The 13,107-nt window shown below is 71.8% G+C and carries 10 protein-coding genes; 7 read left to right on the top strand and 3 right to left on the bottom strand.

The window, feature by feature from the left end; translation table 11 throughout:
* Positions 1-264 precede the first annotated feature (264 nt).
* Together meaB and AB0472_RS22885 are read right to left on the bottom strand one after the other, a co-directional pair.
* Complete coding sequence (gene meaB, locus AB0472_RS22880; protein ID WP_366358408.1) at positions 265-1,221, bottom strand: methylmalonyl Co-A mutase-associated GTPase MeaB; 957 nt, start codon at positions 1,219-1,221, stop codon at positions 265-267.
* A gap of 55 nt (positions 1,222-1,276) precedes the next feature.
* Complete coding sequence (locus AB0472_RS22885; RefSeq protein ID WP_366358409.1) at positions 1,277-2,482, bottom strand: acetyl-CoA C-acetyltransferase; 1,206 nt, start codon at positions 2,480-2,482, stop codon at positions 1,277-1,279.
* A 149-nt stretch (positions 2,483-2,631) separates the two neighbouring features.
* Here AB0472_RS22885 and mce point away from each other — a divergent pair, with 149 nt between their 5' ends.
* The 7 genes from mce (at position 2,632) to AB0472_RS22920 (ending at position 12,537) form a co-directional block, all read left to right on the top strand.
* Positions 2,632-3,072, top strand: coding sequence for a methylmalonyl-CoA epimerase (gene mce / locus AB0472_RS22890; RefSeq protein ID WP_123974084.1), 441 nt, complete (start codon positions 2,632-2,634; stop codon positions 3,070-3,072).
* Between the two features lie 222 nt (positions 3,073-3,294).
* On the top strand, positions 3,295-7,143 hold the full coding sequence (scy, locus tag AB0472_RS22895; RefSeq protein ID WP_366358411.1) for a polarized growth protein Scy: 3,849 nt from the start codon (positions 3,295-3,297) through the stop codon (positions 7,141-7,143).
* A gap of 195 nt (positions 7,144-7,338) precedes the next feature.
* Positions 7,339-8,274 (top strand): cellulose-binding protein, encoded by a 936-nt coding sequence (locus AB0472_RS22900; protein WP_366358412.1) that lies wholly within the window; start codon positions 7,339-7,341, stop codon positions 8,272-8,274.
* A 271-nt stretch (positions 8,275-8,545) separates the two neighbouring features.
* A complete protein-coding gene (locus AB0472_RS22905; RefSeq protein ID WP_366358414.1) occupies positions 8,546-9,502 on the top strand; it encodes an ATP-binding cassette domain-containing protein in 957 nt (318 codons plus the stop codon).
* A 1-nt stretch (position 9,503) separates the two neighbouring features.
* Complete coding sequence (locus AB0472_RS22910; protein ID WP_366358416.1) at positions 9,504-10,280, top strand: ABC transporter permease; 777 nt, start codon at positions 9,504-9,506, stop codon at positions 10,278-10,280.
* Positions 10,281-10,402: 122 nt separating this feature from the next.
* On the top strand, positions 10,403-11,659 hold the full coding sequence (locus AB0472_RS22915) for an ATP-binding cassette domain-containing protein (RefSeq protein WP_366358417.1): 1,257 nt from the start codon (positions 10,403-10,405) through the stop codon (positions 11,657-11,659).
* Entirely contained in the window at positions 11,656-12,537 is an 882-nt protein-coding gene (locus AB0472_RS22920; RefSeq protein ID WP_366358419.1) for an ABC transporter permease, read from the top strand. Before AB0472_RS22915 ends, AB0472_RS22920 begins: the two co-directional genes overlap by 4 nt.
* Positions 12,538-12,562: 25 nt before the next feature.
* Here the strand turns inward: AB0472_RS22920 and AB0472_RS22925 are convergent, their stop codons facing one another.
* Complete coding sequence (locus AB0472_RS22925) at positions 12,563-12,904, bottom strand: ATP/GTP-binding protein (RefSeq protein ID WP_366358421.1); 342 nt, start codon at positions 12,902-12,904, stop codon at positions 12,563-12,565.
* Positions 12,905-13,107 lie beyond the last annotated feature (203 nt).

Here is a 13,107-nt window from a genome sequence, read left to right on the forward strand (position 1 = left end):
ACCCACGCCACCCCGACCAAACAGAGCCGACGAAATCCACAACAGCACGACAACGCCCCGCAAGGGGCGCGGGGAACTGCGCGACCGGCCCCCACCGACGCACACCCGACGCACCACCCACGCCACCCCGACCAAACAGAGCCGACGAAATCCACAACAGCACGACAACGCCCCGCAAGGGGCGCGGGGAACTGCGCGACCGGCCCCCACGGGCCCGCAGGCGAACACGAGACCCCGCGCCCACCGTTGTCGGCCCGGCCCGCGTCAGCCCTCCGTGAGGCTTGCCACGAGTTCGTCGGCCGCCCGGTACGGGTCCAGGTCGCCGGCCACGATGCGGTCCGCGAGAGCGTCGATGTGGCGGTCGCCGTGGAGGTCGCCGATCCGGGCGCGCAGCGCCGTCACCGCGATGGTCTCGACCTCGCGAGCGGCACGGGCCAGGCGGCGCTCCGCGAGGACGCCCCGCTCCTCCATCCAGGCGCGGTGCTTCTCCAGCGCTTCCACCAGCTCGTCGATGCCCTCCGCCCGCGCGGCGACCGTCTTGACGATCGGAGGCCGCCAGTCACCGGGGCCCCGGGACTCGCCGAGGCCGAGCATGTGGTTCAGCTCGCGGGCCGTGGCGTCCGCACCGTCCCGGTCGGCCTTGTTGACGACGTACACGTCCCCGATCTCGAGGATGCCCGCCTTGGCCGCCTGGATGCCGTCCCCCATGCCGGGGGCGAGGAGCACCACGCTGGTGTCCGCCTGGGAGGCGATCTCGACCTCGGACTGGCCGACGCCGACCGTCTCCACCAGGATCACCTCGCAGCCCGCCGCGTCCAGGACCCGGATCGCCTGGGGAGCCGCCCAGGCGAGGCCGCCCAGGTGACCCCGGGTCGCCATCGAGCGGATGTAGACGCCGGGGTCGGAGGCGTGGTCGGACATGCGGACGCGGTCGCCCAGGAGGGCTCCGCCGGAGAACGGGGAGGACGGGTCGACGGCCAGCACGCCGACCCGTCTGCCCTGTTTGCGATAGGCGGTCACGAGCGCCGAGGTGGAGGTCGACTTGCCGACGCCCGGGGAGCCGGTCAGCCCCACCACGTAGGCGTTGCCGGTCAGCGGCGCGAGTGCCGCCATGACCTCCCTGAGCTGCGGGGACGCCCCCTCCACCAGGGAAATCAGACGGGCCACCGCTCGCGGTCGGCCCTCCCTGGCCTGGGCCACCAGTGAGGAGACGTCCTGCATCACAGCTCCGTTCGCTCCGTTCGTTGCCGTTCGCCGTCAGCCCGGCGAAACGTACTCAGGCCTTCGGTACCCGCACGATCAGCGCGTCACCCTGACCGCCGCCACCGCACAGCGCGGCCGCGCCGACCCCGCCGCCCCGGCGCTTGAGCTCCAGGGCCAGGTGCAGGACGAGCCGGGCGCCGGACATGCCGATGGGGTGGCCCAGGGCAATGGCACCACCGTTCACGTTCACCTTTTCGGTGGACACCCCGAGGTCCTTCATTGACTGGACGGCGACCGCGGCGAAGGCCTCATTGATCTCGATGAGGTCCAGGTCGCCGACGTTCAGGCCCTCCTTCTCGAGCGCGTGGTTGATGGCGTTCGACGGCTGGGACTGGAGGGAGTTGTCCGGTCCGGCCACGTTGCCGTGGGCGCCGATCTCGGCGAGCCACTCCAGGCCCAGCTCCTCGGCCTTGGCCCTGCTCATCACGACCACGGCCGCCGCGCCGTCGGAGATCTGCGAGGAGCTGCCGGCGGTGATCGTGCCGTCCTTCGTGAACGCCGGGCGGAGCCTGCCCAGCGACTCGGCCGTGGTGTCGCCGCGGATGCCCTCGTCCTTGCTGAAGACGACCGGCTCGCCCTTGCGCTGCGGGATCTCGACCGGGGTGATCTCGGCCTCGAAGATCCCGTTCTTCTGGGCGGCGGCGGCCCGCTGGTGGGACAGCGCGGCCACCGCGTCCTGCTCCTCGCGGCCGAGGCCGAGGCGGGTGTTGTGCTTCTCGGTCGACTCGCCCATCGGGATGTTCTCCCAGGCGTCGGTCAGGCCGTCGTACGCCATCGCGTCGAGCATCTCGATGGAGCCGTACTTGAAGCCCTCGCGGGACTTGGGCAGCAAGTGCGGGGCGTTGGTCATCGACTCCTGGCCGCCCGCGACCACGATGTCGAACTCGCCGGCGCGGATCAGCTGGTCGGCCAGCGCGATGGCGTCGAGGCCGGAGAGGCACACCTTGTTGATCGTGAGCGCCGGGACGCTCATCGGGATGCCGGCCTTCACGGCGGCCTGGCGCGCCGGGATCTGGCCGGCGCCGGCCTGGAGCACCTGCCCCATGATCACGTACTGCACCTGGTCGCCGCCGATCCCCGCACGGTCGAGGGCGGCCTTGATCGCGAAGCCGCCGAGGTCGGCTCCGGAGAAGGACTTCAGCGAGCCCAGCAGTCGTCCCATGGGCGTCCGCGCGCCCGCGACGATCACCGAGGTGGTTCCCGAGGTTCCAGAGGTCATGAGCTGCGAATCCCCTTACCGGCTGCACTGCCGAGGAGTGAACGAGGGTTTACTTCGAATGTATTGCGTGGCACTCCGTGCCGTCATCGGGCCGTCAGTGTGATCGCTGGCACGTTGCGTAACCATCTCCGTGGCGCTGGACTGAGTCCATGCTGACGCGAATCGACCACATCGGGATCGCCTGCCACGACCTCGACGCGACCGTCGAGTTCTACCGGGCCACGTACGGCTTCGAGGTGTTCCACACCGAGGTCAACGAGGAGCAGGGCGTGCGCGAGGCCATGCTCAAGATCAACGAGACGTCCGACGGCGGCGCCTCCTACCTGCAGCTTCTCGAACCGACCCGGGAGGACTCGGCGGTCGGCAAGTGGCTCGCGAAGAACGGCGAGGGGGTCCACCACATCGCCTTCGGTACGGCGGATGTGGACGGGGACGCGGCCGACATCCGGTCCAAGGGCGTACGCGTTCTGTACGACGAGCCACGGATCGGCTCCATGGGGTCGCGGATCACCTTCCTGCACCCCAAGGATTGCCACGGCGTACTGACAGAACTGGTCACTTCGGCGGCTGTTGAGTCACCTGAGCACTGACCCTCGTACATATGGGCCGGTAGGGTTGGGGGCGGTCGCCCCTTCGCACGTTCGCAGGGCCGGGGCGGCCGCATGCCGGGGTCCGGGTTTCGGGGGACGAGCGTCGGGGCAGCAGCCCGTGCTCCGCCGTTGATCTGACACCATTCCCCGGGGGCCCCGTTCGGCGGATGGACGGAGCTCGTTCGGAGAAGGTTGCGACCAGGGGACGGATGGGACCGCGCAGTGCGGGGCTACGAGAGCCAGGAGCGAGAGCCGGCGGCTGACGTCGACCACCTCTCTCGGTTCGAGGCCGAGATGAAACGGCTGAAGACCGAGCGGGAAAAGGCGATCCAGCATGCCGAGGACCTCGGCTACCAGGTCGAGGTGCTGCGCGCCAAGCTGCACGAGGCGCGGCGCACCATCATGTCCCGGCCCGCGTTCGACGGCGGTGACATCGGGTACCACGCCGAACAGTTGCTGCGGAACGCCCAGGTACAGGCCGACCAGATCCGCCAGGAGGCGGAGCGGGTGGCCGCGGAGGCCCGGGCGCAGACCCAGCGCATCCTCCAGGAGCACGCCGAGCAGGCCGCGCGGCTCCAGGCCGAGCTGCACCAGGAGGCGGTGACCCGCCGCCAGCAGCTGGACCAGGAGCTGGCCGAGCGCCGGCAGACCGTCGAGTCGCACGTCAACGAGAACGTGGCCTGGGCCGAGCAGCTGCGCGCCCGCACCGAGTCGCAGGCCCGGCGGCTGCTCGACGAGTCGCGGGCCGAGGCCGAGCAGGCGATGACGGCCGCCCGCGCGGAGGCCGAGCGGCTGGCGACCGAGGCGCGGCAGCGGCTGCAGGCCGACGCCGAGGCGGCCCGCGGGGAGGCCGAGCAGCTGCTGCTGCGCGCCCGCCGGGACGCCGAGCGGCTGCTGAACGCCGCGTCCACGCAGGCCCAGGAGGCCACCGACCACGCGGAGCAGCTGCGCAGCTCCACCGCGACGGAGTCGGACACCGCCCGCCGGCAGGCGAGCGAGCTGAGCCGGGCCGCCGAGCAGCGGATGGCGGAGGCGGAGGAGGCGCTGCGCAAGGCGCAGTCCGAGGCCGAGAAGCTGGTCACGGAGGCCGAGGCGAGCGCCTCGAAGGCCCTGTCCAGCGCCGAGGCCACCAACGAGCAGCGCACCCGCACCGCCAAGGAGCAGGTCGCCCGGCTGGTCAGCGAGGCCACCAAGGACGCCGAGGCCACCAAGGCGAGCGCCGAGCAGGTCGTCGCGGACGCCAGGGCCGAGGCGGAGAAGATCATCGCCGAGGCCTCCGAGAAGGCCCGCAGCCTCACCGCCGAGGAGAGCGCCTCCCAGCTGGCGAAGGCCGCCAAGACCGCCGAGGACGTCCTGAACAAGGCGTCCGAGGAGGCCAAGCAGACCACGAAGGCCGCCGCCGAGGAGGCCGAGCGGATCCGCACCGAGGCGGAGACCGAGGCGGACCGGCTGCGCGCCGAGGCGCACGACATCGCCGAGCAGCTCAAGGGCACGGCGAAGGACGACACCAAGGAGTACCGCGCCAAGACCGTCGAGCTGCAGGAGGAGGCCCGCCGGCTGCGCGGCGAGGCCGAGCAGCTGCGGTCCGACGCGGTCGCCGAGGGCGAGTCGATCCGCGCCGAGGCCCGGCGCGAGGCCGTGCAGCAGATCGAGGAGGCGGCCAAGTCCGCCGAGGAGCTGCTCGCCAAGGCCAAGGCGGACGCCGACGAGCTGCGGCAGACCGCGACCGCGGACAGCGAGAAGGTCCGCACCGAGGCCATCGAGCGCGCCACCACGCTGCGCCGGCAGGCCGAGGAGACCCTGGAGCGCACCCGCCAGGAGGCCGAACGGCTCCGCGCGGAGGCCCAGGAGCAGTCCGAGGCGATGCAGGCGGACGCCGAGCGGGCCGCGCGCGAGTTGCGCGAGGAGACCGAGCGCGGCGTCGAGGCCCGGCGCGCGGAGGCCGCCGCCGAGCTGACCCGCCTGCACACCGAGGCCGAGGACCGGCTCGCCCACGCGGACCAGGCGCTGACCGAGGCGCGCGAGGAGGCCGGCCGGATCCGCCGGGAGGCCGGCGAGGAGACCGACAGGCTGCGCTCCGAGGCCGCCGAGCGGATCCGTACGCTCCAGCAGCAGGCCGAGACCGAGGCGGAGCGGCTGCGGGACGAGGCCGCCGCCGACGCGTCGGCCTCCCGTGCGGAGGGCGAGAGCGTCGCCGTACGGCTGCGGTCCGAGGCCGCGGCCGAGGCGGAGCGGCTCAAGCAGGAGGCCCAGGACACCGCCGACCGGGTCCGGGCCGAGGCGCAGGCGGCCGCCGAGCGGCTGTCCACCGAGGCGTCCGAGACGCTGGCCGCCGCCCAGGAGGAGGCCACCCGGCGGCGCCGCGAGGCCGAGGAGCTGCTCGGTTCCGCCCGCCAGGAGGCCGACCAGGAGCGCGAGCGGGCCCGCGAGCAGAGCGAGGACCTGCTGGCCCAGGCGCGCAACCGCGTCGAGGAGGCACAGGCCGAGGCCGTACGGCTGATCGAGGAGGCGGACCGGCGGGCCACCGAGATGGTGTCGGCCGCCGAGCTCCACGCCCAGCAGGTGCGGGACTCCGTCTCCGGGCTGCACGAGCAGGCGCAGGAGGAGATCACCGGGCTGCGCTCGGCCGCCGAGCACGCCGCGGACCGCACCCGGCGGGAGGCCGAGGAGGAGTCCGACCGGGTCCGCGCCGACGCGTACGCCGAGCGGGAGCGGGCCAGCGAGGACGCCACGCGGATCCGGCGCGAGGCGGCCGAGGCGTCCGAGGCGGCGAAGTCGCTCGCCGAGCGGACCGTCGCCGACGCGATGACCGAGTCGGAGCGGCTGCGGTCCGAGGCGGCGTCGCACGCCCAGCGGGTGCGCACCGAGGCCTCCGACGCCATCGCCCAGGCGGACCAGGACGCCACGCGCACGCGTGCCGAGGCGCGTGAGGACGCCAACCGGATGCGTTCGGACGCGGCGACCCAGGCGGACACCCTCATCACCGAGGCGCGCGGCGAGGCCGAGCGGCTGCAGAACGAGACCATCGCCGAGGCCGACCGGGTCCGCGCCGACGCCATCGCGAAGGCGGAGAAGCTGATCTCGGACGCCACCGGCGACGCGGAGCGGCTGCGCGCCGAGGCCGCCGAGACGGTCGGCTCCGCCCAGCTGCACGCCGACCGGACCCGGGCCGACGCCGAGCGGCTCAAGGCGGATGCGGAGGCCGAGTCCGAGCGGATGCTGAACGCCGCCCGCGAGGAGGCCGATCGCACCCTCGACGAGGCCCGCAACGACGCCAACAGGCGCCGTCAGGACGTGGCCGAGCAGGTCGACACGCTCATCAACGAGACGACCGCCGAGGCCGACAAGCTGCTCACCGAGGCGCAGCAGCAGGCGATGAAGACCACCGCGGACGCCGAGTCGCAGGCCGACACCATGGTGGGCGCGGCCCGCAAGGAGGCCGACCGGCTGGTGTCCGAGGCCACGGTCGAGGGCAACACGCGGGTGGAGAAGGCCCGCACGGACGCGGACGAGCTGCTGGTGGGTGCCCGCCGGGACGCCACCGCCATCAGGGAGCGGGCGGAGGAGCTGCGCGAGCGCGTCACCGCCGAGATCGAGGAGCTGCACGAGCGGGCCCGCCGCGAGGCCGCCGAGACCATGAAGTCCACCGGCGACCGCTGTGACGCACTCATCAGGGCCGCCGAGGAGCAGCTCGCCAAGGCCCAGGCCAAGGCCAAGGATCTGGTCTCGGAGGCGAACTCGGAGGCCGGAAAGGTCCGGATCGCCGCCGTCAAGAAGGCCGAGGGTCTGCTCAAGGAGGCCGAGCAGAAGAAGGCCACGCTGGTCCGGGAGGCCGAGGAGCTCAAGGCCGAGGCGATCCGCGAGGCCCGCCGCACGGTCGACGAGGGAAAGCGCGAACTGGAGATCCTGGAGCGCCGGCGGGAGAACATCAACGGCGAGATCTCCCGTGTCCAGGACGTCCTGGAGGCGTTGGAGTCCTTCGAGGCGCCGTCGGCCGGCAAGGACGGCGGGGTCAAGGCGGGCAGCACGGTGGGCGCGCCGCGTTCGGGTGGCAAGTCGTCAGAGGGCTAGAGGCCGGGGGTGGTTCTGTAGTGTTCTGGGGCTTTTGATTAAATCTGTGGCAGAGGCTTTGGCAAGCGATCTCACAGCTAGCCACTCAAAAGGGGTGTCATTCTCCAGATCAAACACGTATCCGCTCGATGACACACCGCTTCGGCCCCTAGGATTCCCCCTATCACCTCACCGGTCTCTTTCGACAGGAACCCCATGAGCGACACTTCCCCCTACGGCTTCGAGCTAGTGCGGCGTGGGTACGACCGCGCTCAGGTGGACGAACGGATCTCCAAGCTCGTCTCCGACCGTGACAGCGCTCTCGCCCGCATCACCGCTCTGGAAAAGCGCATCGAGGAGCTCCACCTCGAGACGCAGAACGCCCAGGCCCAGGTAAGCGACGCTGAGCCGTCGTACGCCGGCCTCGGCGCGCGTGTCGAGAAGATCCTCCGCCTCGCCGAGGAGGAGGCGAAGGACCTGCGCGAGGAGGCCCGGCGCGCCGCCGAGCAGCACCGCGAGCTCGCGGAGTCGGCGGCCCAGCAGGTGCGCAACGACGCAGAATCGTTCGCTGCGGAGCGCAAGTCCAAGGCCGAGGACGAGGGCGTCCGGATCGTCGAGAAGGCCAAGAGCGACGCCTCGCAGCTGCGCGCCGACGCGCAGAAGGACGCGCAGTCCAAGCGTGAGGAGGCGGACGCCCTCTTCGAGGAGACCCGTGCGAAGGCCGCGCAGGCCGCCGCCGACTTCGAGACGAACCTCGCCAAGCGCCGCGAGCAGTCCGAGCGCGACCTGGCGTCCCGCCAGCAGAAGGCCGAGAAGCGCCTCGCGGAGATCGAGCACCGCGCGGAGCAGCTGCGGCTGGAGGCCGAGAAGCTGCGCACCGACGCCGAGCGCCGCGCCCGCCAGACCGTCGAGACGGCGCAGCGGCAGGCCGAGGACATCGTTGCGGACGCGAACGCCAAGGCCGACCGGATCCGCTCGGAATCCGAGCGCGAGCTGGCCGCCCTGACCAACCGCCGCGACAGCATCAACGCCCAGCTGACCAACGTCCGCGAGATGCTGGCGACGCTGACGGGGGCGGCGGTGGCCGCCGCCAGCTCGCCGACGGAGGACGAGCCGATCTCCCGCGGAGTCCCGGCGCAGCAGTCCCGGTAAGCGCTAGCAACGTCAAAGGCCCGCGTTCCCTTCGGGGGGTGCGGGCCTTCGTCGTGGGGTGCGGTGAGTTGTTACCGGGGTGGCTGATCTCCGTTCCGACAGTGCGGGATGCGTGTGGTTGCTCGCGCAGTTCCCCGCGCCCCTGAAGGGGCGCCGGCCGCAGTGCCCTTCTTCTAGGGGCGCGGGGAACTGCGCGACCAGCCCCCACCGGCGTGCACCCGGCCACGGCGCTCAGGTGGCAGCCCCGGTAGGCCGGTCTTAGCGTGGCCGCATGATCGAGTTGGCGGGACTGACGAAGCGCTACGGCGACACGACGGCGGTCGACGACCTCACGTTCACCGTCAGGCCCGGCATCGTGACCGGGTTCCTCGGGCCCAACGGTGCCGGGAAGTCCACCACCATGCGGATGATCCTCGGGCTCGACCACCCCACGGCCGGCCGGGTGCGGGTCGACGGCAAGCGGTACGAACAGCTCAAGGACCCGCTGACGTACATCGGGGCGCTGCTCGACGCGAAGGCCGTGCACGGCGGGCGCAGCGCCTTCAACCACCTGCTCTGCCTCGCGCAGAGCAACGGGATCCCGCGGGCGCGGGTGGCCGAGGTGCTCGACACCGTCGGGCTGACGGCGGTGGCGCGGAAGAAAGCCAAGGGCTTCTCGCTCGGGATGGGGCAGCGGCTCGGGATCGCGGGGGCGCTGCTCGGCGACCCGCGGATCCTGATGTTCGACGAACCGGTCAACGGCCTCGACCCCGAGGGCATCCACTGGATCCGGACCCTGATGAAGACCCTGGCCGCCCAGGGCCGCACCGTGTTCGTCTCCTCGCACCTGATGAGCGAGATGGCGCTGACCGCCGAGCACCTGGTCGTCATCGGGCAGGGACGGCTGCTCGCCGACACCTCGATGGCCGACTTCATCCGGACGAACTCCCGGTCGTACGTCCGGGTCCGCTCCCCGCAGCGCGAGCGGCTGCTCGACGTGCTGCACGCGGCCGGGATCACCGTCGTCGAGACGGGGACCGGGGCCCTGGAGGTGGAGGGCGGGAAGGCCGAGCCGATCGGGGAGCTGGCGGCGCAGAACGGGGTCGTCCTGCACGAGCTGAGCATCCAGCAGGCCTCCCTGGAGGAGGCGTTCATGCAACTGACGGCGGAGTCCGTGGAGTACCACGCGCACGCCGACTCGCCCCCGGTGCCGCAGGCCTGGGGCTCCGGCTGGGACAAGGGAGCGTGAGATGGCCGTCGTCACCCAGGTCGTTCGGTCCGAGTGGACCAAGATCCGGTCCGTCGCGTCGACGGTGTGGACGCTGTCGCTGGCCGTGGTGGTCACGGTGGCCCTCGGAACGCTGCTCTCCGCGCTCGCGAACAGGCAGTTCTCCAACATGCCGGCCCGTGAACGGCTCTCCTTCGACCCGACGAACATCAGCTTCGCCGGGATGACCCTCGGTCAGCTGGCGATGATCGTGTTCGGGGTGCTCGTCGTGTCGAACGAGTACAGCACCGGCATGATCAGGGTCTCGCTGGCCGCTGTGCCGCAGCGGGCCACCTTCCTGTTCAGCAAGATCGCGGTGGCGGCCGGTCTGGTGCTGGTGGTCGGCATGGTGACGAGCTTCGCCGCCTTCTTCCTCGGGCAGGCCGTGCTCGGCTCGCACCGGGCCCACCTCGGCGATCCCGGGGTGCTGCGTGCGGTGGTCGGCGGCGGGCTCTACATGACGCTGATCGCGATGTTCTCCATGGGCGTGGCCGCGATGCTGCGCTCGCCGATGCTGTCGCTGGGCATCCTGATGCCGTTCTTCTTCCTGATCTCCAACATCCTCGGGAACGTCGACGCGACCAAGAAGATCGGCCGGTTCCTGCCGGACCAGGCGGGCAGCCACATCATGCAGGTGGTGCCGAGGGTCGGCGACGACGTGCCGTACGGCCCCTGGGGCGGGCTCGGGATCATGGGGCTGTGGGTGGTCGCGGTGCTGGCCGGCGGGTACGTCCTGCTGAAGCGGCGCGACGCCCAGTGACCGGGCCTGCGAGGCCGAGACTTTGCTCGCTCTTGGCCGGAACCGTCAGCTCCCCGATATCCTCCTAACCCTTACGGGGGGCGTCTGCCCCGCTGTCCTGATCCTTTCGATGGGTGCGGAGCATGATCGAGGCTGTAGGCCTGACCAAGCGCTACGGTGACAAGACCGCCGTGTACAACCTTTCCTTCCAGGTACGACCCGGAGCCGTCACCGGCTTCCTCGGGCCGAACGGCTCGGGCAAGTCGACGACCATGCGCATGATCCTGGGCCTGGACAACCCGACCGCCGGCTCCGTGACGATCGGCGGCTTCCCCTACCGCAGGCTCCCCAACGCCGCCCGTCAGGTCGGCGCGCTGCTCGACGCCAAGGCGGTGCACGGTGGCCGGTCCGCCCGCAACCACCTGCTCTCCCTGGCCCAGCTGTCCGCCATCCCGGCGCGCCGGGTCGACGAGGTGCTCGGCGTGGTGGGCCTCCAGGAGGTGGCCGCAAAGCGCTCGAAGGGCTTCTCGCTCGGCATGGGCCAGCGCCTCGGCATCGCCGCCGCGCTGCTCGGCGACCCCCAGGTACTGCTCTTCGACGAGCCGGTCAACGGCCTCGACCCCGAGGGCATCCTCTGGGTGCGCAACCTGATGAAGTCCCTCGCCGCCGAGGGCCGTACGGTCTTCGTCTCCTCGCACCTGATGAGCGAGATGGCGCTGACCGCCGACCACCTCATCGTCATCGGCCGCGGCCAGCTGCTCGCCGACATGAGTGTGACGGACTTCATTTCGGCCAACTCCGCCGACTTCGCGCGGGTACGCACCCCGGACACCGAGCCGCAGCTGCGCGAGAAGCTCAGCTCGGCGCTGACCGAGGCCGGCGGCCACGTCCTGCCGGAGCAGGACGGTGCGCTCAGAGTGACCGGGCTGCCGCTGCCCCGGATCAGCGACCTCGCGCACGAGGCGGACGTACGGCTGTGGGAGCTCTCGCCGCACCAGGCCTCGCTGGAGGAGGCGTACATGCGGATGACGCAGGGCGCCGTGGACTACCGGTCCTCGATCGACCAGAAGGAGGGCCTGCAGCAGCCCCTGCCGCCGGGCGCCCAGCCGCCGATGCCGGTGCCCGGGCAGGGCCAGCCGGGCTGGTACGCCCCGCCGCCGCCCCAGCAGGGCGGCCGGCCGTTCGCGGGGCCGTACGGGGCGCCGGGGGCGCCCGCCGCGCCCGGGACCGGGTACGGCGCCCCGCAGGGCCCCTACGGGCCTCCGCAGGCCGCCCCGAACCCCTACGCGCAGCCGGCTCCGGCTCCGGCGGCCGCTCCGGCCCCCGCCGCCCCTGCTCCGGCCCCCGCCGCCCCTGCTCCCGCCCCCGCCGACCTGACCAAGCCCGAGGACGCCCGATGAGCACCCACCAGCCTCCGCTGCCGCAGGCCGCCCCGTCCGCGCCCGACTGGCAGCCGGCGTCCGGCGGTTCGTACCCCGGCTACGTCTCGCCGATCCCGGTGGTGCGCACCCACCTCGGGCACGCGATCGCCTCCGAGTGGACGAAGATCAGGTCGGTGCGTTCGACGATCTGGACGCTCGGCGTCTTCGTCCTCCTCGTGATCGGCATCGGCCTCCTGGCCGCCGCGGTGGTCAGCAACTCCTCCTCGTCCGACGAACTGACCGGCAACAACGCGCTGTCGCTCGGCTTCTTCGGCCTGCTGCTCGGCAGCATGTGCATCATCACGCTCGGCGTGCTCACGACCGCCTCGGAGTACGGCACGGGCATGATCCGTACGACGACGGTGGCCTGCCCCTCCCGCGCCCGCGTGCTCGCGGCGAAGGCGATCGTCTTCTTCGCGGTCGCCTTCGTGATCACCCTCGCGGCGAGCGCGTTCGTGGCCATGACGCAGGTGTCGATGCTGAGCGACGTCGCCCGGACGCCGACCGGCGGGGAATGGCTGAAGGGAACCGTCGGCGTCAGCCTCTACATCGCGCTGCTCGGGCTGCTCTCGCTGATCATCGGCTCGATCATCCGGCACTCGGCGGGCGCCATCACCATCATGATCGGCGCGGTCCTCGCCCCGCTGGTGATCGCGCTGTTCATGTTCTCGTCGTCGCTGGAGACGGTGCGCACGGCCCTGTTCGAGTACTCGATCCCGAACCAGCTGAGCATCTTCTACTCCAACTCCCTCAGCGATTCCGGCCCCACGGGCTGGGACCCGCTGTGGATCATCCTGGGCGTGACGGCCGTCGCCTTCGCGGGTGCGTACGTGCTCCTCGAGAAGCGCGACGTGTAGAACGGCGTCACGGCCTGTACGGCGCTCAGAACTTCGGCGCGTTCCTGGACCGCTGCACCCGCGTGGTGCGGCGGTCCTTCGCGTTCCAGCAGGCCTTGTGCCAGTGCCGGCGCTCGTCCACGCCCGAGTGCTCCGGCCAGGCCACCACGTGCGGGACGCCGGAGGCGATCACCTGGTCGCAGCCCGGGCAGCGGTACGTCTTGCCGAGGGCGCTGGCGCCGGCCACGTGCCGGACGCTCCACTCCTCGCCCTGCCAGCTCTCGGTGGACTGCCAGCCGCCGTAGCGGTCCGCGCGGTCGTCCTCGGCGCTCCGGCCGGACGAGGCCGCTCCGTTCGGGCCCTTGGGTCGGTTGCGACGCGGGGACACGGGACACCTCTCGGGGCTATACAGGAAGCACGGGCTGTGTCCAGCCTACGACGCGCGCGTGGGGGTACGCGTAGGGCACGAACCCGCACAAGTCCCCCTCCAGGGCGACCCATTCTCCAGACAATCCGCAAATCTCTCCGCCAGGCCGTGTCCTCGGCACGTGTCAGACGGTTATGCCCGGTGGGGGAGCTCCGGGTCGGAGC

The sequence above is a fragment of the Streptomyces sp. NPDC086777 genome, from assembly GCF_040702065.1.
Lineage (GTDB): Bacteria > Actinomycetota > Actinomycetes > Streptomycetales > Streptomycetaceae > Streptomyces.